At 71.2% G+C, this 20,216-nt stretch carries 20 protein-coding genes; 6 read left to right on the top strand and 14 right to left on the bottom strand.

All coding sequences use genetic code 11. The features are described from left to right. Positions 1 to 3 precede the first annotated feature (3 nt). Entirely contained in the window at positions 4 to 624 is a 621-nt protein-coding gene (locus L3i22_RS10315; RefSeq protein ID WP_221326733.1) for a TetR/AcrR family transcriptional regulator, read from the bottom strand. Positions 625 to 697: 73 nt separating this feature from the next. On the opposite strand from L3i22_RS10315, the gene L3i22_RS10310 reads away from it, so the two are divergent. Continuing rightward, positions 698 to 2,101 (top strand): cytosine permease, encoded by a 1,404-nt coding sequence (locus L3i22_RS10310; protein WP_221326732.1) that lies wholly within the window; start codon positions 698 to 700, stop codon positions 2,099 to 2,101. Here the strand turns inward: L3i22_RS10310 and L3i22_RS10305 are convergent. The 3 genes from L3i22_RS10305 to L3i22_RS10295 are packed head-to-tail and all read right to left on the bottom strand — an operon-like array spanning position 2,091 to position 5,032. Beyond that, complete coding sequence (locus L3i22_RS10305; RefSeq protein WP_221326731.1) at positions 2,091 to 2,885, bottom strand: hypothetical protein; 795 nt, start codon at positions 2,883 to 2,885, stop codon at positions 2,091 to 2,093. The two genes, L3i22_RS10310 and L3i22_RS10305, sit on opposite strands and share 11 nt — an antisense overlap. A gap of 52 nt (positions 2,886 to 2,937) precedes the next feature. Next, positions 2,938 to 4,050: a glycosyltransferase gene (locus tag L3i22_RS10300; RefSeq protein ID WP_221326730.1), complete on the bottom strand. Its 1,113-nt coding sequence runs from the start codon at positions 4,048 to 4,050 to the stop codon at positions 2,938 to 2,940. After that, a complete protein-coding gene (locus L3i22_RS10295; protein WP_221326729.1) occupies positions 4,040 to 5,032 on the bottom strand; it encodes a glycosyltransferase in 993 nt (330 codons plus the stop codon). The genes L3i22_RS10300 and L3i22_RS10295 overlap by 11 nt, the downstream gene beginning before the upstream one ends. 295 nt (positions 5,033 to 5,327) lie before the next feature. Here L3i22_RS10295 and L3i22_RS10290 point away from each other — a divergent pair, with 295 nt between their 5' ends. Next, a complete protein-coding gene (locus L3i22_RS10290; RefSeq protein WP_221326728.1) occupies positions 5,328 to 6,485 on the top strand; it encodes an LCP family protein in 1,158 nt (385 codons plus the stop codon). Positions 6,486 to 6,669: 184 nt separating this feature from the next. Continuing rightward, the gene (locus L3i22_RS10285) at positions 6,670 to 7,599 is read left to right on the top strand and encodes a diacylglycerol kinase family protein (RefSeq protein ID WP_221326727.1); all 930 of its coding nucleotides are present in this window, start codon (positions 6,670 to 6,672) and stop codon (positions 7,597 to 7,599) included. Between the two features lie 128 nt (positions 7,600 to 7,727). Here L3i22_RS10285 and L3i22_RS10280 read toward each other — a convergent pair whose 3' ends face one another. Both L3i22_RS10280 and L3i22_RS10275 read right to left on the bottom strand, forming a co-directional pair. Beyond that, the gene (locus tag L3i22_RS10280; RefSeq protein WP_221326726.1) at positions 7,728 to 8,039 is read right to left on the bottom strand and encodes a SelT/SelW/SelH family protein; all 312 of its coding nucleotides are present in this window, start codon (positions 8,037 to 8,039) and stop codon (positions 7,728 to 7,730) included. 183 nt (positions 8,040 to 8,222) lie between these two features. Beyond that, on the bottom strand, positions 8,223 to 8,474 hold the full coding sequence (locus L3i22_RS10275) for a hypothetical protein (protein ID WP_221326725.1): 252 nt from the start codon (positions 8,472 to 8,474) through the stop codon (positions 8,223 to 8,225). Between the two features lie 114 nt (positions 8,475 to 8,588). Here L3i22_RS10275 and L3i22_RS10270 point away from each other — a divergent pair, with 114 nt between their 5' ends. Beyond that, positions 8,589 to 9,305 carry a hypothetical protein gene (locus tag L3i22_RS10270; RefSeq protein ID WP_221326724.1) on the top strand — a complete coding sequence of 239 codons (717 nt, stop codon included), beginning with the start codon at positions 8,589 to 8,591 and terminating at the stop codon, positions 9,303 to 9,305. A 36-nt stretch (positions 9,306 to 9,341) separates the two neighbouring features. Next, positions 9,342 to 10,442 (top strand): calcium:proton antiporter, encoded by a 1,101-nt coding sequence (locus L3i22_RS10265; protein ID WP_221326723.1) that lies wholly within the window; start codon positions 9,342 to 9,344, stop codon positions 10,440 to 10,442. A gap of 241 nt (positions 10,443 to 10,683) precedes the next feature. Here L3i22_RS10265 and L3i22_RS10260 read toward each other — a convergent pair whose 3' ends face one another. The 3 genes from L3i22_RS10260 to L3i22_RS10250 form a co-directional block, all read right to left on the bottom strand. Next, on the bottom strand, positions 10,684 to 11,211 hold the full coding sequence (locus L3i22_RS10260; RefSeq protein WP_221326722.1) for a pyruvoyl-dependent arginine decarboxylase: 528 nt from the start codon (positions 11,209 to 11,211) through the stop codon (positions 10,684 to 10,686). Positions 11,212 to 11,299: 88 nt separating this feature from the next. Continuing rightward, a complete protein-coding gene (locus L3i22_RS10255) occupies positions 11,300 to 11,728 on the bottom strand; it encodes a MarR family winged helix-turn-helix transcriptional regulator (protein ID WP_255658099.1) in 429 nt (142 codons plus the stop codon). Between the two features lie 4 nt (positions 11,729 to 11,732). Further along, a complete protein-coding gene (locus L3i22_RS10250; protein WP_221326721.1) occupies positions 11,733 to 12,605 on the bottom strand; it encodes an alpha/beta fold hydrolase in 873 nt (290 codons plus the stop codon). A 23-nt stretch (positions 12,606 to 12,628) separates the two neighbouring features. On the opposite strand from L3i22_RS10250, the gene L3i22_RS10245 reads away from it, so the two are divergent. Further along, a complete protein-coding gene (locus L3i22_RS10245; protein WP_221326720.1) occupies positions 12,629 to 13,504 on the top strand; it encodes an endonuclease/exonuclease/phosphatase family protein in 876 nt (291 codons plus the stop codon). Here the strand turns inward: L3i22_RS10245 and L3i22_RS10240 are convergent. Genes L3i22_RS10240 through L3i22_RS10220 form a run of 5 tightly spaced genes read right to left on the bottom strand, consistent with a single transcriptional unit; the run spans position 13,471 to position 20,204 of the window. Continuing rightward, positions 13,471 to 13,941: a hypothetical protein gene (locus L3i22_RS10240; RefSeq protein WP_221326719.1), complete on the bottom strand. Its 471-nt coding sequence runs from the start codon at positions 13,939 to 13,941 to the stop codon at positions 13,471 to 13,473. The genes L3i22_RS10245 and L3i22_RS10240 overlap by 34 nt on opposite strands. Before the next feature lie 37 nt (positions 13,942 to 13,978). Beyond that, positions 13,979 to 16,750, bottom strand: coding sequence for an AbfB domain-containing protein (locus L3i22_RS10235; protein ID WP_255658097.1), 2,772 nt, complete (start codon positions 16,748 to 16,750; stop codon positions 13,979 to 13,981). A 28-nt stretch (positions 16,751 to 16,778) separates the two neighbouring features. Then, positions 16,779 to 17,741, bottom strand: a complete 963-nt coding sequence (locus tag L3i22_RS10230) for an ABC transporter permease (protein WP_221329896.1) — start codon at positions 17,739 to 17,741, stop codon at positions 16,779 to 16,781. A 2-nt stretch (positions 17,742 to 17,743) separates the two neighbouring features. Further along, a complete protein-coding gene (locus L3i22_RS10225; RefSeq protein ID WP_221326718.1) occupies positions 17,744 to 18,703 on the bottom strand; it encodes an ABC transporter permease in 960 nt (319 codons plus the stop codon). After that, complete coding sequence (locus tag L3i22_RS10220) at positions 18,693 to 20,204, bottom strand: sugar ABC transporter ATP-binding protein (RefSeq protein WP_221326717.1); 1,512 nt, start codon at positions 20,202 to 20,204, stop codon at positions 18,693 to 18,695. Before L3i22_RS10220 ends, L3i22_RS10225 begins: the two co-directional genes overlap by 11 nt. Positions 20,205 to 20,216 lie beyond the last annotated feature (12 nt).

Here is a 20,216-nt window from a genome sequence, read left to right as displayed (position 1 = left end):
CGGCTAACCGGCGCCGGCCAGGGTCCCGGCCGGGAGGCCGAGTTCGCGCTCGGCGGTCAGCACGGCGAACTCCGCGGCGCCGGCCGGGATCGCACCGACATTGACGTACGTGCTCACGCCGTCGATCGCGACCAGGATCCGGGTGGCCGCGATCGAGGCGTCCGCGGCGGTGAACCCACCGTCGGCCAGCCCGTCCGCGATCACCGCGGTGAGCCGCGCGCTCCAGCTGTCCTGCTGGCGGTTGACCTCGGCGAACAGGAGCGGACGGTACCGGCTCAGGTGACGGGCGTTGAGCCACAACCGGCTCACGTCGTCGAACATCTCGCCGATGGACGCTTCGAAGAACCGCCGGAACCGGTCCAGCGGACTGTCGTCCGACGGGGGCAGGAGCTCGTCGAGCTCGGCGGACGCGGTGGCGCCGAACGCCTCGGCCACCAGTTCCTCGGCGACCGGGAAGTAGTGGCTGATCAGTCCCGGTCGCACGCCGAGCTCGTCGGCGATCCGCCGGAGCGTGATGCTCTCCAGCCCCTCGGCCAGCGCCACGGTGCCGGCCGCCCGGACGATCTCCGCCCGGCGATCTTCCGCGGTTTTACGTGTCCGTGACGGAGAAGGGCTTGACGACATGCATCGCAGGCTATTGGGTGTGTGACCAATACGCAATTGAGCGCCCGACCAATACGTTAGTGCGGGAGGTCCCATGACGACGTCCACCGACGCCACTCCGGTCGACAGAGCAGGACACATCGAGGTACGCGGGATCGAGCACATCCCGGACGCCGAGCGTCATGGCAGCGCGCGCGAGCTGTTCGCACTCTGGGCCGCGCCGAACGTCAACTACGTCTCGCTGATGCTCGGCGGGTCGCTGACCGCGCTCGGGCTCGGCTGGCGGTCCGGCCTGGCGGTGACCGTGCTCGGCAACCTGTTCTGGGTGCTGATCGGGATCCTCGCGGCCAGCGGAACATCCTCCGGCACGCCGAGCGAGGTGGTGTCCCGGGCGATGTTCGGCATCCGCGGCAACCGGGTGAACATCGCGATCACCGGGTGGCTGCTCTGCGTCGCGTACCTGGCGCTGAACCTGGCCGCCGCGGCGCTCGCCTCGTTCGCGCTGGCCGGAGTGCTGGGCTGGGACCCGGGCACGCCCGGCAAGGTGGTCCTGACCGTGCTGATCGCGGTGGTCACGCTGACCCTCAGCGTCTACGGGCACGCCACCATCACCCGGCTCTACCAGCCGTTCTCCGCGGTGCTGGGGACCGCGTTCCTGATCCTCGGCGGCTTCGTCCTGGCCCACGCCGACTGGGCCTGGCAGCCCGCGGAGCAGCTGCACGGGACGGCGCTCGCGGCCGCCTGGATGGCCGGCGTCGCGATCGTCGCGTCCGGGCCGCTGTCGTATCTGAACAGCGCGGACTTCGCCCGCTACCTGCCGCGGGACACCCCGGCGCGGGCGGTGGCCGGCTGGACGTTCCTCGGCGCGTTCCTGCCCAGCACGATCATCTCCGGGCTCGGCGTGCTGGCCGGGACGGTGATCGACATGAGCGACCCGCAGACCACGCTGAGCGCGATCCTGCCGGGCTGGTTCTACCCGGTCTTCCTGCTCGCGGTGGTGCTCGGGCTGATCGCGAACAACGCGATGACCGCGTACAGCTCGGGTCTGGCCCTGCAGGCGATCGGCGTGCGCGTCCGCCGGTCGATCTCGGTGCTGCTCGACGGCACGGTCGGCATCCTGGTCACGCTGTACGCGCTGTTCCTGTCGAAGGACTTCCTGGACACCGTCACCCAGGCGGTGCAGCTCTCCATCGTGCTGGTCGGCCCGAGCGTGGCGGTCTACGCCGCGGACGTCCTGCTGCGGCGCAACCGGTACGACGGCGAGCAGCTCGGCGACGAGCGGCCGGGCGCGCCGTTCTGGTACCGCGGCGGGGTCAACTGGGCCGGTGCTGCGGCCCTGCTGGCCGGCATGGTCGCGGCGGCGCTCTGCGCGGACACCCAGGTCTACCTCGGCCCGGTGGCGGGCGCCCTCGCCGGGATCGACCTGTCGCTGCCGGTCGGGATCCTGGTGTCGGGCGGCCTCTACCTGCTGCTGATGCGGGACCGGGTCAGAACGTGAAGCTGCGCAGCGCCAGGCTCAGCACGAACGCGGCGACCAGGCAGCCGGTGACGATCTTGATGGCGAGGCGGGCGTTGGGCTCGTTGCGGCGCTTCGCGAACGTGCCCAGGACCAGGCCGACGATGGCGATCAGCGGGGACGTGAGCAGGACCGCGAACCCGCCGAGGACGTAGGCGAGCACGGTCAGGACCTGATTGTTGGGCGCCGGCGGGCCGTACGGGTAGGGCTGCTGACCGGGGTACGGCTGCCCCGGATAGGGCTGGCCCGGGTACGGCTGTCCGGGATAGGCCTGGCCCGGGTACGGCTGACCCGGGTACGGCTGTCCGGGGTACGGCTGACCCGGGTAGGGCTGGGCGGGCGCACCGTAGGGCGGCTGGCCCGGGGCCGGGCTGTACGGCGCCTGCGCGGGCGGACCGTACTGCGGCGGCGGGCTGTACGGCTGGGCCGGCGGGTAACCGGCACCCGAGATCGGCGGCGCGTAGGGCGGCGGCGTCGGCGTGAACGGCTCGGGCGGCCCCGGCGGCGCGGACGACGGCGGGGTGAACGGCTCGGTCACGGCCGGCGGCGCGTACGAGGGCGGCGGCGGGGTGCTGAACGGGTCGCCGGTGGTCGGACCGGTGAACGGGTCGACCGGCACGCTGTACGACTGCGCGGTCGGGTCGGCGGGCGGACCCTGGTACGACGCGCCCACGGCCGGGGACGCCGGGGCGGTGACCGGGCGGCCGCAGCCCGGGCACGGGCCGACCGTCGGCGCCGCCGGGGAACCGCAGTGCGTGCAGATCATGGTCACCTCTCCCGGGCACCGGCTCCGGGAGAGGTAGCGGCACCGCGCGTGGTCAGCTGGTCAGCCTAGCGCCCGCCACGACCTCGTCATACAGGTCCTCCAGGCGGCTGGTCTGGCCGAGCAGATCGAAGTGTGCCGTGACGTGCCTGCGGGCCCGCTCGCCGAGCCGCCGCTGGAGATCCTCGTCACCGAGCAGCCGGGTCAGCGAGACGGCCAGCGCGGCCGGGTCGCCCTCCGGGCTGAGCAGGCCGGTCTCGCCGTCGAGCACCGCTTCCGGGATGCCGCTGTGCCGGGTGGCGACCACCGGCAGGCCGAGCGCGGCCGCCTCCAGGATCGTGGTCGGCAGGCCCTCGGTGTCCCCGTCCGGCGCGGTCTTCGACGGGCAGGCCAGCAGCCGGGACTCGAGCAGGTGACGATGCACCTGTTCGGGGGACTGGCTGCCGGTGAACGTGACGTCCACGCCCAACTCCTCGGCCCGGGCCCGGATGGCCGGCATCAGCTCGCCGTCCCCGACGATCAGCGCGCGCGGCCGCGACTCGACCCGGGCCAGCGCGGCCAGCAGGTCGTCGAGGCCCTTCTTGGCGACGAACCGGCCGACGAACACGACGTCCCACTTCTTCGGGAGCGCCTCGACCGACTCCGGCACGGCGATGCCGGTGTAGTGCACCCGCACCTTCGCCGGGTCGGCGCCCCACCTGATCGCCTGCCCGCGGATCACCTCGGAGACCGCGATGACCAGCGACGCCCGCGCGAACACGGTCTGCAGATTGCGGCGGTAGCGCAGGCCCTTGGCGCCCTGGCTGGACGGCTGCCGGGTCACGTCGTGCCCGTGCACCGTGACGACCAGGGGCACGCCGGCACGCTGGGCGGAGTGACTGACCAGCCAGCCGTCTCCCCCGAAATGGGCATGGACCAGATTCGGACGTACGCCGGCAATGGTCTGATGAAGTTGCGGAGACGCCCCGGTCAGGCGCAGTCGCAGGAAGCCGCGCCCGGCCGGGAAGGCGATCACGTCGTCGGGGCGGGACAGCACCGAGTCGTGCCGGGTGGCGCCGACGTAGACCGGCGTCCAGCGGGTCAGCGCGTCGCCCTGGTTGCGGATGAACGTCTCGGAGCCGGGCAGCATCGCGCTGCGCCAGATCGCGACCCGGCGCTCAGCCGACATCGGACCTGCCCCTGCCACCGGCCACGATGTCGCGCGTGCGCTCGTCCCGCTTGCCGCGGCCGACCACGACGTCGCGCAGGCGGTGGCGCACGCTCGGCGGGAGGGCCCAGATCTGCATGTGCGTAAGGTAGTCGACCGTGCCCGGGTCGCCGTGCTCGCGGGCCTCGGCGAGCAGCTCGCGGAAGAGCCGGCTGCTCCGGGTCGGCGCGGCCATCGAGCTCAGCACACTGAGCGTGAACGCGGCGTAGGCGCGCGGGGTGAACAGCTCACGGTTGCCGCGCAGCCAGGCCAGCTGCTCCTGCCACGGGTTCTGCAGGCTGATCCGGTCCCGGTTCTCGTCCTGGTGCCAGAGGACCAGCGGCTCCTCGGCGTAGATCAGCGCGGTGCCCGGCTCGCGCATCGCCCGCAGCGTCCAGTCCAGCTCCTGCGCGCGGCGCAGCCCGACGGTGAACGGCACCTTCTGCCAGAGCGCGGTCGGCGCCATCAGGCAGGACGTCTGCACGAACCCGTCGCCGTAGAACAGCCCGCGCCGGACCAGCAGGTACTCACTGATCGGCTCGTCCGGGCCGGGCAGCCGGCGGGGCATCACGGTGTCCGCGCGCGGCGTGCGGCTGATCATCCGGCAGGCGATCACCGGGAACTCCGCGGTGGCCGCCGCGGCCAGCTCCAGCTGGCGCTCGATCTTGGTGGGCAGCCACTCGTCGTCGTCGTCGAGCATCGCGGTCCAGCGGCCGCGGGCCGCCCGGGCGCCGGTGTTACGAGCGTTCGGGGCCTTGCCGCGCTCCGGGAGCACGATCACACTGAGACGCGGGTCGCCGATCTCGCCCAGCGCGGTGACGGTGGCCTCGTCGGGGCCGTCGACCACGACGATCACCTCGAGGTTCCGGTGGGTCTGCCCGAGGGCGCCGCGCACCGCGCGGACGGCCAGCTCCGGTCGGTTACACGTCGGAATGACGACACTGACATCCGGCTCTGGGGACATGTCGACTCGCTTTGGGCAAAATGTCTGGACCGCAGGGTCCTGGGCAGACAGGACCGTAGGGCGCTCCGGTGGTGCGATGGTGAACGGAAGACGTCCGATCGGGGTGGAAAAAGAGAGCAACATTCAGCGACGACGCGGCCACGGAAGCGACGTTCAGCTTCTCGCAACCTGACGCACAGGAAAATTCAACCTTCCGCGGGCAATCTTTCGGCCTGCGGCGCCCGTCTTCATGGGTGGAACGACCGCCCTAGATTGCCAGGGGCGGGAACACCGCCCCGATGTGAGGAGACACCCCTTGCGTACGACCAGCAAGCGCAGACGCCGTACGCCCCGCTGGGCCCTCTGGACGGTGGTCTTCGGCTCACTGCTGCTGGTGGCCGGCGGTGGCGGAGCGATCGGGTTGAACGCGACGGTGGCCGCGGCGACCTCCTCGGTCGGGCAGGAATCCCTGCTCGGCTCGGCGAAACCGGCCGAGGAGAAGAAGAACGCGAGCCTGGACGGCGAGAAGAATCTGCTGCTCGTCGGCATCGACCAGCGGCCCTCGCAGATCAACGGCGAACCGCTGCGGTCCGACTCGATCATTCTGCTGCACATCAACAAGGACCACAGCAGCGGATACATGATTTCACTCCCCCGTGACAGCTACGTCTACATCCCGGCGTACGACAACGGGAAGCAGAAGTGGGCCGGCGGCAAGACGAAGATCAACGCCGCGTTCGCCTTCGGCACCCGGGGCCTGAAGGGCAACGAGGCGCTCCAGCACGGCTTCGAGCTGCTCACCATGACGGTCAAGGAGCTGACCGGCATCACGCCGGACGCCGGCGCGATCATCGACTTCCAGGGCTTCCGGGACGTGGTCAACGTGCTCGGCAAGGTCTGTATGTACGTGGACACCACGACCAAGTCGATCCACCTCGGCAAGGACTCCAAGGGCAACACCGCCAAGCCGTTCGTGATCAATCCGGACGGCACGCTGAAGAGCAAGATCTCGGGCGTGACGCCGAACACGTACACCAAGGGCAACCACTGCTTCACGCCCGGCCAGGCGCTCGACTTCGTCCGCCAGCGGGACCTGCTCGCCGACAACTCGCTGGACTACGGTCGCCAGCGGCACCAGCAGCAGTTCTTCAAGGCGATCATCAACCAGGCGCTGAAGGACGGGCTCGACTCGCCGACCAAGCTGCCGAAGCTGCTGAGCGCGTTCGGCAAGGCGATGACGGTCGACAACGGCGGGATCGACCTGGCGGACTGGGCGCTGTCGATGCGCAGCCTCAAGCCGGACAAGCTGATCACCATCAAGACCAACGCGGGCAAGCTGAACTCGGAGAACGTGCCGGGCTCGGGCAGCGTCGAGCTGCTGAGCGACGACAGCATGACCCTGCTGAAGTCGATCAAGAAGGACCAGATCGACACGTTCCTGCTGTCCCACCCGGACTTCATCGCCAACAGCTGACCCGGCCGCCGGCGGCCCCGCCGGCGCCGAGCCCCTCTCCCCCGGATTCTCGGATTCCCGGCTCTTCTTCGGTGCCCCGCAGACCTTGATGGTCCGCGGGGCACCTTTGTCCAAGCAGCCCCTTGAACTCTGCGTGTTTGTTTCCGTGGGGGGTGCGGGGTGGGGTGGCGGATAGGGTCGGCGGGTGCGGACCAAGGAAGAGCACAGTGCGGACATCCGGCGCGGGCGGCGGGCGGCGTTGGTCGTGAACACCCGGTCGCGGCGGGGGCGGCTGCTCTACGAGGAGACCCGGCGGCGGTTGGACGCGGCCGGGTTCGAGCTGCTCGGGGCGTATGCGCTGGAGCAGTCCGGGGACCTGGAGTCGCTGATCACCGAGGCGCTCGGCAAGGGGCCCGACCTGCTGATCGCGGGCGGGGGCGACGGCACGATCAGCACCGCCGGGCGGATGCTCGCCCACCAGGACGTCGCGCTGGGCCTGCTCCCGCTCGGGACCACCAACAACTTCGCCCGTACGGTCCGCATCGCGCCGGACCTGGACGCCGCGATCGCCACCCTCGTCGACGGCAAGGTGATCGACGTGGACCTGGGGATGGCCGGCGACGTGCCGTTCACCAACCACGTCGGGATCGGCCTCTCCGCCCAGGTCATGATCAGCGCACCGCCGCGCCTGAAACGGATCATGGGGCGGCTCGCGTACCCGATGACGGCGCTCGGGCTGCTCGCCCGGCACCGGCCGCTGCGGGCGATGATCCGGGCCGAGGGCCGGGAGCTGAGATTCAAGACCCATCAGGTGTACGTCGCGAACGGCGGCTTCCACGCGGGACGGCCGATCACCGCGGACGCGCACGCCGACGACCGGCTGCTCGTGGCCTATCCGGTCGGTGGGAGCACCCGGCGGGAGCTGCTGCGCGAGACGGCCCGGAACGCGGCCACCGGGCATCGCCGGACGCTGCGTGAACGGCCGTTCCTCGCGGTGCGGGAGCTCTGGCTGGAGACCGATCGGCCGGTCCCGGTCGAGGTCGACGGGGAGCCGCGGGGCACCACCCCGATGCGGATCGCCATCGACGCGAACGCGCTGCGCATCATGGCCCCGGCCGACAGCCCGGACCTCTGAGCCCGGACCGCTGAGCCGGTCCGCTGAGCGGTCAGGACGGCTGCGGCTCAGCCGGGGTCGCGTCCCTGCGGTAGTAGCGTCAGGACAGCTGCGGCTCGACCGGAGTCGCCGGCCCGCGGTCGGAACGGTCAGGACGGCTGCGGCTCGGCCGGGGGCGTGTCCTTGCGGTCGGAGTGGCCCAGGTCGCGGCCGGGCGCCACCCGGTCACGGACCAGGCGCTTGAGCTCGGGCAGGTCGGGGAAGCCGTCCGGTTTGCGGTTCCAGAGCGACTCGCCGTCCAGCCGGACCTCGAAGACGCCGCCGACGCCGGGGACCAGCGCCACCTCGCCGAGATCGCGGGGGAACGTGGTCAGAAGCTCCTGCGCCAGCCAGGCGGCTCGCAGCAGCCAGCGGCACTGGGTGCAGTACTCGATCTCGAGGCGGGGCGTCCGGTTCGTCACAACGACCGAGTATGCCCGGCGCCCACGGCGCTCAGTGGCGGGCCGGAAGTTCAGCGGCATCCACGGAGTTCAGCGGCGGGCCGGAAGTTCAGCGGCACCCACGGAGTTCAGCGGCGGGCCGTGAGTTCAGCGGTGGCCGCGGAACTCAGCGACGGGCCGGAGTTTCAGCGGCGGCCGCGGGGTTCAGAGGCGGGCGGGGCGCAGCAGGAAGGTGAGGACCGCGAGGGCGGCCAGGACCGCGACCAGCAGCGAGCTGAAGGTGGACCAGTCGGCCCGGGCATACGCCGCGGCCAGCGGGATGGCGAAACCCATGATCAGGACCGGGGTGAAGCGCCAGGTCCGGGTGGCCGGGTTCCGCTCGGCGGAACCCAGGTAGACGAACCAGACGACGGAGGCCGCCCAGACTGCCAGAACAATGATGACCGCACCGACCATGAGCTGATCACAACGGCCGAAGGTGTACTCAAGGGGAACCACACGTAACCGGTAACCGAAGGCTTGCCCAGCGTTGGCGACACCCTCTACCGTCACGGAACAGCGTTTCCATTGATGGAACGGGGTTCCCGAATGGTCGGTACGGTCTTCGGCCTGATCGCGGTCGCCGAACTGGTGCTGCTGGTCTCCACGATCCAGCTGTGGCGACGTCACCCGGATCGGGTGCTGCCGTTGCTGATGCTCGTCGTGGCCGCGCTGATCTGGGACAACGCGGTGATCGCGGCGGGCCGCCCGATCGGGGCCGGCGGCGTCCTGGAAGGACTGTCGGTGCCGCGGTTCGTCACGCACGCCCTGCTGGTGCCGCTGTTGATCCTGGTGGGGGCGGGGCTGGGCCGGGGCTACCGGGTGCGGTGGCTGGCCGGGCCGGTGGCGCGGTGGGGTTTCGGCGGGCTGACCCTGCTGATGATCGCGATCGGGGTGTGGCAGGACATCGTCTCGCTCGATCTGGAGCCGGCCTACTACGCGGACACCGTGCGGTACACCAATGCCGCCGCCACCGGGCCGCCGATCCCGGCGATCGTGGCCATCTGGGTGCTGCTCGCGGTCGGGGTCGCGGTGCTGGTCCGGGCGCGGTGGCCGTGGCTGCTGGCCGGGTCGGCGACGATGCTGGTCGCGGCGGGAGCCGGGGTCGCCGTGCCGTGGCTCGGGAACCTCGGCGAGCTGGTGCTCACCGCGAGTCTCTGGCAGACCGCGGCCCACCTCGAGCCCCCGGTGGAAGAAAGAGTAGGCCGGGAGCAGGCGGCCAGGGTGATCGGGAACGACAAGCGGTGACCGGCCGGATCCGGTGGGTTCTGGCAAAGTTGGTGGATGACACCCAAGATTCGTTCGTATCTCTCGCACTGGACGGTGTACGTCCCGGTGCTGGCCGTGGCCGCGCTCATGCTGACCTGGGGGCGCGACCTGCCGCCGCCCGCCGTCGCGCTGGCCGCGGCGCTGCTCGCCGGGGCGGTGCTGGCCGCCGTGCACCATGCCGAGGTGGTCGCGCACCGGGTCGGTGAGCCGTTCGGCTCGCTGGTGCTGGCGGTCGCGGTCACCGTCATCGAGGTCGCCCTGATCGTCACCTTGATGATCAGCGGCGGGGAGAAGTCGCTGGCGCTGGCGCGGGACACCGTCTTCGCCGCCGTGATGATCACCTGTAACGGGATTCTCGGGCTGTCGCTGCTGGTCGGGGCGATGCGGCGGCGGATCGCGGTGTTCAACCCGGAGGGGACCGGCTCGGCGTTCGCCACGGTCGCCATGATCGCGACGCTCAGCCTGGTGCTGCCGAGCTTCACCACGAGCCGGCCGGGGCCGCAGTTCTCGCCGGCCCAGCTCGGGTTCGCGGCGATCGCCTCGCTCGGGCTCTACCTGCTCTTCGTGACCGTGCAGACCCGCCGGCACCGGGACTACTTCCTGCCGATCACCACCGAGGGCCGGGTGGTGGACGCCGAGGAGCATCTCGAGCCGCCGACGAACCGGGCGACGCTGATCAGTCTCGGTCTGCTGCTCGTCGCGCTGGTCGGGGTGGTCGGCCTGGCCAAGGGCGTGTCACCGGCGATCGAGTCGGGGGTGGCGAGCGCCGGGCTGCCGCAGGCCGTGGTGGGCGTGGTGATCGCGTTGCTGGTGCTGCTGCCGGAGACGATCGCGGCGGTCCGCGCGGCGAGCCGGGACCGCATGCAGACCAGCCTGAACCTGGCGCTCGGCTCGGCGATGGCGAGCATCGGGCTGACCATCCCGGCGATCGCGGTGGCGATGATCTGGCTGCCCGGGCCGTTGCTGCTCGGGCTGGGCGGGACGCAGATGATCCTGCTGGCGCTGACCGTGGCGGTCGGCACGCTGACCGTGGTGCCGGGGCGGGCGAACGTGCTGCAGGGCGGGGTTCACCTGAGCCTGCTCGCCGCGTTCCTGTTCCTGGCCGCCAGTCCCTGAAGTCGCGGCCGGCCCGGCCGGGACCACGGATCGGGTCGCGTGGGTTTTCGGAACCGCAACCAACAGCGGACGTCGCCCTGGAGGGCCTCGCGTTCTGGGCGCCCCGCGCCCTGCGAGGCCCGGAAGGGTCCCCGCGGGAGCGACGATCAGTTATTGGCCGCAGCGTAGGCAAAAAAGAAGTTGATCTTAAAAAGGCCTCGCCCCGGAGACGCGGGGCGAGGCCGATTCGGGAAAGTGCTGGTCAGTTCATGCCGGGGGTCTCGCTGGCGGCGACGCCGCGCCAGGCGGCGGTCTCGTAGGGGGCGAGGACCAGCGCGCACACCGGCTCGCCGTCGCAGACCGCGCCGTGGACCACGTAGTCCGGGCCGTCGAACTCGTCCTCGTGGCCCTTGACCAGGTCGCCCAGGCTGGCCTTGATCTGTTCGCGGACGAACGCCTCGCTGGTGCCCTCGTGCTCGACGAACAGGCCGCCCTTGCCGTCGCGGCGCTGCACCCAGCCGATGCCGGCCCAGGCCTCCTCGCCGACCTGGGTGGCGTGCTGCTCGGCGTAGACGCAGTAGAGCTTGTCGCCCCACGCGCCGACCGGGACCGGCGCCTTGCCGCTCGCGTCGACCGCGGTGCCCGGCGGGATGACGCTGGAGAGCCGGACCAGGTTGTAGAAACCGCACTCCATGGTCACCAGGGCGTCGTGGAATGCGGCGAGCGAGGTGGTGCCCCGGCCGATCGCACGGACAACGGGGATCTGGTCGTAGACGACGGAGTCAGCCATGGGTCTCCTCAGAGGCGAAGGCGGTGCGGGAGGCGCAGGCTACGTTCGCTGCCTGCGACACCACACTTCGACGGCTCGGCCGGGAGCTTTAGCCAATCCGATTCATCGAGACCCGCGTCACGTGTTCCAGCCAGCGCTGGATCACCGCGATCTCGGCGTCGTCGAACCCGGTGGTCAGCTGGTCGTTCAGATCGTCGACCAGTTCGCGGGCCCGGCCGACGGCGTCGTGCCCGCGCGGGGTCAGCGCGAGGCGCACCGCGCGGGCGTCGGCCGGGTCCGGCGAGCGGGTCACGCAGCCGCCCCGTTCCAGGCGGTTGACCAGGCCACTCATGCCGGACGGGGACGCGCCGAGGGCCGCGGTCACGTCGCCGATCAGGGCGTTCTCGTGGCCGGCGAGGTAGAACAGCACGCCGGCGCCGGACGCGCCGATCCCGGTGTCGGAGGAGCGGGCGTCGATCCAGCGGCGGACCGCGCGGTCGGCGTTGAAGAGCAGGAAGATCAGGCGAGGCAGGCGCACGCGGTCATCTTGTCGCCTTGGCCGCGTGGGCGTGCAACCAGGCCACCAGTTCCGGCCAGACGGCGTCGCGCATCGAGCGGCGCAGCAGGCCGTGATGCCCGATCATCGGCACCCCGGCGGCGGCCGGCGCATAGGTCCGCCGCTCGACCGTCGTCCCGGTCAGGTGGCCGGTCAGCGCGTCCATCTGGGACGGCGTCGACCACGGGTCGTCCGAGGTGCCGACGGCCAGGATCGGGGCGGTCACGGTGGCGGCCCGCTCGGCGGCGCGCATCGACGGGTCGTCGAAGAAGTAGTTCCGCATCCGCGCCCAGGAGCCCCACTCGGTCATCGCGGTGGCCGGCAGGTCCTCGCCCAGGCCCAGCTTGCTCGCCGGGACGTAGCCCAGCAGGCGGCCCAGGGCCGGGCCCAGGACGTGCAGCATGACGCGGACCCGGACGCGCTCCAGGAAGGACGGAATCGTGTGCACCGCGGCGACGTGCGAGGCGACGATCACCGCGGCGGACAGCTCCGGGCCGGCCGCGCCGAGGGCGATCACGTGGCCGCCGAGGCTGTGCCCGACGGCGAGCCGGGGCAGCGCCGGGAAGCGCTCGGCGGCCCACGCCGCGACGGCCGGGGCGTCGGCTCCGATCCAGTCGCGCATGCCCAGGTCACGGTGGTCGCGCGGGGAGCCGGACCGGCCGGTGCCGCGGTAGTCGTAGGTGACCGTGGCGATGCCGTGCTCGGCCAGGTAGCCGGCGAACGAGGCGTAGAAGCCCTGCGGGGTGGCCGTCGCCGGGTGCACGACCAGGACGGCGACCGGCTCGCCGGGGGCGAACAGCGTGGCCGTGACGGCGCCGCCGGTCGCGACCGGGATCCGTACCGTCTCATTATTTCGCATGCGAAATAAGATAACATCCCCCGATGCCGATCTTGTGGGTCGCGGTGCTGACATTCACGGTCATCCTGGGTCACCGTCTCATCCCGCACGGCAACCTGATCGAGGCGTTCCTGCCCTGGGCCGGCCTGGCGGTGCCGGTCCTGCTGCTGCTCGCGACGCTGCGGCGCTCGCTGCTGGGGCTCGCGGCGACGCTGCTGCCGCTGGTCGCCTGGCTGATCACTTTCGGCGGGTACCTGCTCCCCCGCGACACCGGCACGCCCGATCTGATCGTGGTGCAGCACAACGTCAGCGACGAGAACCCGGACCCGGCCGGGACCGCCCGCGCGCTGCTCGCGGCGCATCCCGACCTGGTCTCGCTGGAGGAGCTGCTGCCGGCGGCGGTGCCGGCCTACGCCGGGGTGCTCGACGCGGAGCTGCCGTTCCACACCGTGCGGGGGACCGTGGGGCTGTGGTCCCGCTATCCGCTCACCGCCGAGGCGGCGATCGACATCCGGCCGCACGACCTCGGGGCGGACTGGAATCGCGGGCTACGGGCGGTCGCCCATCTCCCGGCCGGGGACGTCGCGGTCTACGTCGCCCACCTGCCGTCGGTGCGGATCGGCGTCACCGGCCTGACCTCGGGGCGGCGGGACGAGAGCGCCGGAAAGCTGAACGCGCTGGTCGACGCGGACCCCGCGGCCCGGTTGCTGGTGCTCGGCGATCTGAACACCACGGTGTACGACCGCGGCCTGCACCCGCTGAGCGAGCCGCCGCCGGACTTCGCGCTCACCTGGCCGGCGTCCACCCCGGTCGCCCGGATCGATCAGGTGCTGGCCCGGTCGATGACGGTCACCCGACTGACCGCCCTCCCCCGGACCGGCAGCGATCACCTGCCGCTGGCCGCCGAGATCCGGTTCTGATCCGTCCGGCGGTGCGTGCCGGCCAGGGCGAGCGCCGCGATCGCGCCGGCCAGGCCGCCGATCCCGCACAGCCACAGGCCGGGCCCGGTGCCGGCGCCGGTGTCGTCGGCGACCAGCGCGGCGGTCATCGACAGCAGGTGCCGGCTGTCCCAGGCCGCGAGCAGCACCAGGATCAGCCCGGAGCCGGTCGCGACGACCGTCTCCGGGATCGGCAGGCGCTCGCCGCGCAGCACCGGCACCGCGTAGCCGGCCAGCACGACCCCGAAGAACGCGGTGATCAGGTCCGACACGAGGCTTCCGGAGACCTGACTGCGGCCCTCGGCGGGGAAGTCGATGTAGGCCCAGGGCAGGAACGACCCGGCGATCGCGGCGAAGCCGGCGAGCAGCATCACCCACGCGAGGATCGGCCTGACCAGCGTGCCCCGAACCGGCGTCATCCCCGGAACCTACGCCCCTGCCCGGACCTCCGTTCGGTCAGGCCCAGCCGTTCGTCACCGTCCAGGAGGCGTCGGCGGAGAGCTGCTGCGGGCGGTTGCGGCCGTCCGCGGTGCCGGCCGAGATCCAGGCCTGCGAGTCGAAGTGCCGCAGGTAGGACCCCGGGATGTTGATCGACTCGAAGGTCACCCCGGTGCCGCCCAGACCGGGGCGGGCGCAGAAGGTGGCGTCCGCGGCGAACAGCGCCGAGCCGTCGCCGGCGGCCAGCCGGATCCGGCTGTCGGCGTGCCGCAGGAACTGGCCCGGGACGTTCACCGACTCGAACGAGTAACAGGACGAGTCGGCCAGGCCGTGCCGCAGGGTGAAGGTGGCGTCGTTCTTCAGCAGCGCGGCGCTGCCGGCGTCGACGTGCTCGGTCCAGCCGAGACTGTCCGCGTGCCGCAGGTACCGGTCGGTGAAGCCCCAGGTGGTGACCTGCAGCGAGCGCCGCACGTCGAAGGGCAGGAGCACCGAGCTGCGCCACTGTGCCGGGTCGGCGACGTTCCAGGTGGCGTCGGCGGCGAACCCGGCGGAGCCGTCGTTCACGCCGAGCACCACGTTCTCCGACTGGTGCCGCAGGAACGAGCCCGGCACGTTCGCCGACTCGAACGACGCCCCGCCGGCCGCGAGACCGGCCCGCGAGCACCAGGTGGCGTCGCCCCGGAACGTGCCGCCGGTGTCCGTGTCGATCCGGACCTGCCCGTTCGCGTGCCGCAGGAACCGGCCCGGGAAGTTGACCGCTTCGAACGAATAACACCGAGGATCGGAAAGACCGGCGACGGTACGGAACGAAGCGTCCTGCCGCGCGGTGTCCCCACTGATCACATCGGTGCGGGCCAGCGAGTTCGCGTGCCGCAGGTACCGGTCGGTGTACCCGGCCGTGGTCACCCGGAACGACCGGACGTGCCCGAGCGTGAGCGGCACGGCGGCGTTCTGGCTCTTCGACGCGTTGATCAGGTTCGTCAGCGCGGTCCGCACCTGACCGGTGTCCACCTTCTGCACCTGGCGGTCATAGGTGTAGAGCCCGTTGTACTCGCCCTCCACGTCGGTGATCTCGGTGTAGACGAACCCGGACAGGCCCTTCGAGGTCATCAGCCGCTCGGAGTCCCGGATCATGCCGGTGAAGCGGTCGGTGAGCTGCGCGCCCGACGACATCTGCTCGTAGGCGAAGTACTGCCCGTTGGGGCTGTACTCGTGCCCTGGCGTGCGCAGTCCCAGGCCGCCGAACTCGCCCAGGATCGCCACCCGCGACGAACTGGGCGTCGGCGAGTCCGGGCCGGTGTACATGTGCCAGTCGATGATGTCGCCGGTGCCCGGGTCGCCCTTGGAGGCGCAGCAGTTGAAGCCGCTGTGCGGGTTCATCAGCCGGGTCGGGTCGTACGCCTTCAGGTCCCGGGTGATCCGCTGGGTGTCGGCCAGGTTCCACTCGCCCCAGCCCTCGTTGAACGGCACGTAGGTGATCACCGACGGGAACGCCCGGTGCTCGTCGATGATCTCGCGGGCCTCGGACTCGTACTCGGCGATCTGCGCGGCGCTCTTGGTGGCGTCCCCGCCGGACGGGATGTCCTGCCAGACCAGCAGGCCGAGCCGGTCCGCCCAGTAGTACCAGCGGGCGGGCTCCACCTTGATGTGCTTGCGGACCATGTTGAAGCCCAGGTCCTTGTGCTTCTGCAGGTCCGAGGCCAGGGCCGCGTCGGTGGGCGCGGTGTACAGGCCATCGGGCCAGAAGCCCTGGTCGAGGGTGCCGGCCTGAAAGACGAACTCGCCGTTGAGGGTGGGGCGGAGGACGCCGTTGACCAGCTTGGTGCCGACCTCGCGCATGCCGAAGTAGTTGGTGACCTGGTCGACGGTTGTCCCCGCGGAATTTCGGAGCGAGACCCGCAAATTGTACAAATAGGGGTCATCCGGTGACCAGAGCCGCGCGTTCGGGACGGGCACCGTGAAGTCGGTGAAGCCGCCGGTGGCGCTGCCGATCACGGTCGCGCCGGCCATCGACTCCGCGAGCACGGTATGTCCGGCGGTGTTGCCGCGGGTGAATACGCGCACCCTGACCGTTTTGGCGGAAATATTCGGATAAATGTCGACCGAGTAGATCGAGGTCGGCGCGGTCGGCTCCAGCCAGACCGTCTGCCAGATCCCCGAGCTGGGCGTGTAGAAGATGCCGCTCGGGTTGTTCGTCTGCTTGCCGGCCGGCTGCTCCTCGCCGCGACCGTCGGTGGGGTCGTAGACCCGTACGATGATCTCGTTGTTCCCGCTGGTCAGCGCGTCGGTGATGTCCACCTCGAACCGGTCGTAGCCGCCCTTGTGGGTGGCCACCTGCCGGCCGTTGACCCAGACCGTGGCCTCGTAGTCGACGGCGCCGAAGTGCAGCTGCACCCGGCGGCCGGTCCAGCCGGTCGGCACGGTGAACGTGCGGCGGTAGAACATCAGGTCGCGGGCGTCGTTGCGCATGATCCCGGAGAGCGCGGACTCCACCGGGTACGGCACCAGGATCCGTTCCGGCAGCGTCTGCCCGATCGGCGGGGCGGCGTTGCGGTCGACGGTGTCCGGGTTCAGGAACTGCCATTCGCCGTTCAGCGACTGCCAGTCCGCGCGGACCATCTGCGGGCGCGGGTACTCGGGGAGCGGGTTGGTGGTGGAGACCTGGCCGGTCCACGGGGTGGTGAGCGGCGGAGTCTTGGGGGTGACGGCCGCGGCCGGGCTGCCGGTGGCGACGAGACCACCGGCAACCAGGGCGAGTGCGGCCACCGCTCGGAGGACGAGGCGGGGCATGGAGCTCCTTCGGTTCGGCGGGAGCGGACTAGGTTCTTCGGGACCGGACCAGATAGGTCTGGACCACGACGACCGCGGCGAGGAACGTGCCGCTGATCACCTGTTGCCAGTTGCTGTTGACGTTGCCGACCTGGTTGATCAGGTTCTGGATCACGCCGAGCAGCAACACCCCGGCGACCGTTCCGGCGATGGATCCGGAACCGCCGGTGAGCAGCGTGCCGCCGATCACCACGGCGGCGATGGCGTCGAGCTCCATGCCGCTGCCGAGCACGGTGACGCCGGAGCCGAGCTTGGCCGCGTTGATCGCCCCGGCCAGCCCGGCGAGCAGGCCGGAGAGCAGGTACACCCAGACCTTGATCCGGCGGACCGGCAGGCCCATCAGCGCGGCGGCGTCCTCGCTGCCGCCGATGGCGTGCACGGCGTGCCCGAACCGGGTCCGGTTCAGCGCCAGGACCCCGAGTCCGACCAGGACGACGGCCAGCCACACCGGGTAGCCGATCCCGAGCAGCGAGCCGGTGCCCAGGTCGTGGAAGACGTCGCTGCGGACCAGGAAGGTGGTCGAGCCCTCGTCGCTGATGCTGCGCATCAGCCCGCGGGCGCCGAGGAGGGCGGCGAGGGTGACGATGAAGGGCGCCATCCCGGTTCTCGAGATCAAAATCCCATTGAGTACGCCGATGGCCCCGCACACCAGCAGCGGCGCGGCCAGCGCGGCGACGACGCCGTACTGCGAGGCCCAGGCGGCGATCACCCCGCCGAGCACGTAGAGCGAGCCGACCGAGAGGTCGATGCCGCCCGTGATGATCACGAAGGTCATGCCGAGCGCGATCAGCATCGGCGGCGCCGCGGCGACCAGGATCGTCCCGGCGTTGTCCGCGCTGCGGAACCCCGGGAACGCGGCCAGGCTGATCACCACCACGGTGACCAGCACCGCGAGTGCGCCCTGGCGCTGCACCACGCCGCCCTTGTCGAAAGCGGGCAGGGAGATCGACATGGTCACCGGGTCCTCCTCTCCCGGGCCACGTAGACCGCGACCAGGATGATCACGGCCTGCACCATCTCGGTGGTGGACGGCGGGAGATCGTGTTTGATCATGGTGGCGACCACCAGTTGCATGAGCAGGGCGCCGGCCACGGTGCCGAGCACCCGGACCCGGCCGCCGGTGAGCGGCGTCCCGCCGACCACCACCGCGGTGATCGCCGAGAGCTCGATCAGCAGGCCGACCGCCGAGGCGTCGCTGGACTGGATGCGGGCCACCGACAGCAGGCCGGCGATCGAGGCGAGCACCGCGCAGAACACGTAGACGCCGATCAGCACCCGCTTGACCGGCAGGCCGGCCAGCTCCGCGGCGGGCCGGTTGCCGCCGACCGCCAGCAGCCGCCGGCCGAACACCGTGCGCCGGATCACGAACGCGACCACGAGCACCAGCAGCGCCGCGATCCAGACCAGCACCGGCACGCCCAGGAAGTCACCCGAGCCGAGATAGAGCAGGTCGTCGTTGCGGATGTCCTTGAGCTGACCGCCGGAGATCACCACGGCCAGGCCGCGGCCGCCGACGAACAGGGCCAGGGTGGCCACGATCGGTTGCAGGCCGACCTTCGCGACCAGGACGCCGTTGATCAGCCCGATCGCGACGCCGGCCAGCAGCGAGACGATGATCGCGGCGAGGACGCCGTACCCGAGGTAGAGGGGGATGAAGGCGGCCGCGAGCGCCATCACCGAACCGACCGACAGGTCGATGCCCTCGGTGCCGATCACCAGGGCCATCCCCAGCGCGACGATCACCACCGGCGCCGCCTGGATCAGCTGGATCCGCAGGTTGCTCAAGGTCAGGAAGTACGGGGTGAAGGCGATGTTGACGACGATCAGCAGCACGATCGCGGCGTAGACGCCGTAGCGCGGCAGCCACGCCGGGTTGAACGCCGCCCGTGGGCGGGACAGGGTCTCAGTGGTCATCCGCGGCCTCCGCGATCGTGGCCATCAGGGCCTCGGTGGTCACCCGGTCGCCGGTGAGGATGCCGACCACCGCGCCGTCGCGCAGCACCACCACCCGGTCCGAGCCCTCGACCAGTTCCTCGGCGTCCGAGGAGACCAGCACGACGCCCAGTCCCTCGGCGGCCAGCTCGTCGATCAGCGCCTGCACCTCGGCCTTGGCGCCGACGTCGATGCCCCGGGTCGGCTCGTCCAGCAGCAGCACCTTCGGGCCGGTGGCGAGCAGCCGGGCGAGCAGCACCTTCTGCTGGTTGCCGCCGGACAGGTCGCCGACGACCTGGTCCGGGCTGGACGCCTTGATCCGCAGCCGGGTCATGTAGGTGGCCACGACGGCGTCGATCTTCTTGTCGCTGACCAGGCCCATCGTGGTCATCCGGGGCAGGATCGCGAGGGCGATGTTGTCCCGGATCGACAGGCCGGCGACGATGCCCTCGGCCTTGCGGTCCTCGGGTTGGGTGGCGACCCCGGCGCGCACCGCGCGGACCGTGCTCGGCCGGCCCAGCTTGACGCCGCCGACCTCGATCTCGCCGGAGTCCACCGGGTAGGCGCCGCCGATCGCCTTGACGGTCTCGCTGCGGCCGGCGCCGAGCAGTCCGCCGAGCCCGACAACCTCACCGGGCCGTACGTCGAAGCTGATGTCGTTGAGCCGGGGTCGGCTGGTCAGGCCGCTCACCCGGAGCACCGGGGGTTTCGCCGAGAGCTCGGGGCTCTCCTCCTCCTTGAAGCTGGTGAAGTCCTCGCCGAACTCGCGGCCGAGCATCAGCGAGACCAGCTTGCGGCGCTCCAGGTCGGCCATCTTCCCGGTGTGCACGAGCTTGCCGTCGCGCAGGATCGTGACCGCGTCGCACACCTGGTAGAGCTCGTCCAGCCGGTGCGAGACGTAGATGATGCCGATGCCCGCGGTGTGCAGCTCGCGGATCACCCCGAACAGCGTCTCCACCTCGCGTGGCTCCAGCGACGAGGTGGGCTCGTCCATCACCACCACCTGGGCGTCGACCATCACGGCCCGGGCCAGGGCGACCATCTGCTGCGCGCCCAGGGCCAGCGTGCCGAGGCGGCGGCGCACGTCGGTGCGGACCCCGTAGCCGGCCAGGATCTCGGTGGCCTCGCGGACCATCCGGGCCTCGTCCAGCAGGCCGAACCGGTTGCGCGGCTCCCGGCCGAGGAACAGGTTGTGCGCCACGCTCATCAGCGGGACGAGGTTGACCTCCTGGTAGATGGTCGAGATGCCGGCGCGCTGGGCGTCCAGCGGGGTGGCGAAGCGGGCCGGCGCACCCCGGTAGTACAGCTCGCCGGCGTCCGGCTGGTAGACCCCGGTGAGCACTTTGATCAACGTCGACTTGCCGGCGCCGTTCTCCCCCACCAGCGCGTGCACCTCGCCCGGTCGCAGGGTGAAGGACACCCCGTCCAGAGCGCGCACGCCAGGGAAGATCTTGGATACGCCGGCGACTTCCAGCAGCGCCATGCGCCGCCCTCC

Origin of the sequence: Actinoplanes sp. L3-i22 (assembly GCF_019704555.1) — a bacterium.
GTDB lineage: Bacteria > Actinomycetota > Actinomycetes > Mycobacteriales > Micromonosporaceae > Actinoplanes.
Note: the sequence above shows the minus strand (reverse complement) of the source record. Positions and strands in the feature narration are given on the sequence as shown.

Excerpts from the sequence above, each read along its gene's own strand:
- L3i22_RS10245 (WP_221326720.1), top strand. The coding sequence starts at position 12,629 with ATGCCGATCTTGTGGGTCGCGGTGCTGACATTCACGGTCATCCTGGGT.
- L3i22_RS10310 (WP_221326732.1), top strand. The coding sequence starts at position 698 with ATGACGACGTCCACCGACGCCACTCCGGTCGACAGAGCAGGACACATC.
- L3i22_RS10295 (WP_221326729.1), bottom strand. The coding sequence starts at position 5,032 with ATGTCCCCAGAGCCGGATGTCAGTGTCGTCATTCCGACGTGTAACCGA.
- L3i22_RS10315 (WP_221326733.1), bottom strand. The coding sequence starts at position 624 with ATGTCGTCAAGCCCTTCTCCGTCACGGACACGTAAAACCGCGGAAGAT.
- L3i22_RS10300 (WP_221326730.1), bottom strand. The coding sequence starts at position 4,050 with ATGTCGGCTGAGCGCCGGGTCGCGATCTGGCGCAGCGCGATGCTGCCC.
- L3i22_RS10260 (WP_221326722.1), bottom strand. The coding sequence starts at position 11,211 with ATGGCTGACTCCGTCGTCTACGACCAGATCCCCGTTGTCCGTGCGATC.
- L3i22_RS10270 (WP_221326724.1), top strand. The coding sequence starts at position 8,589 with ATGGAACGGGGTTCCCGAATGGTCGGTACGGTCTTCGGCCTGATCGCG.
- L3i22_RS10240 (WP_221326719.1), bottom strand. The coding sequence starts at position 13,941 with ATGACGCCGGTTCGGGGCACGCTGGTCAGGCCGATCCTCGCGTGGGTG.
- L3i22_RS10265 (WP_221326723.1), top strand. The coding sequence starts at position 9,342 with ATGACACCCAAGATTCGTTCGTATCTCTCGCACTGGACGGTGTACGTC.
- L3i22_RS10250 (WP_221326721.1), bottom strand. The coding sequence starts at position 12,605 with ATGCGAAATAATGAGACGGTACGGATCCCGGTCGCGACCGGCGGCGCC.
- L3i22_RS10275 (WP_221326725.1), bottom strand. The coding sequence starts at position 8,474 with ATGGTCGGTGCGGTCATCATTGTTCTGGCAGTCTGGGCGGCCTCCGTC.
- L3i22_RS10230 (WP_221329896.1), bottom strand. The coding sequence starts at position 17,741 with ATGTCGATCTCCCTGCCCGCTTTCGACAAGGGCGGCGTGGTGCAGCGC.
- L3i22_RS10225 (WP_221326718.1), bottom strand. The coding sequence starts at position 18,703 with ATGACCACTGAGACCCTGTCCCGCCCACGGGCGGCGTTCAACCCGGCG.
- L3i22_RS10305 (WP_221326731.1), bottom strand. The coding sequence starts at position 2,885 with ATGATCTGCACGCACTGCGGTTCCCCGGCGGCGCCGACGGTCGGCCCG.
- L3i22_RS10235 (WP_255658097.1), bottom strand. The coding sequence starts at position 16,750 with ATGCCCCGCCTCGTCCTCCGAGCGGTGGCCGCACTCGCCCTGGTTGCC.
- L3i22_RS10220 (WP_221326717.1), bottom strand. The coding sequence starts at position 20,204 with ATGGCGCTGCTGGAAGTCGCCGGCGTATCCAAGATCTTCCCTGGCGTG.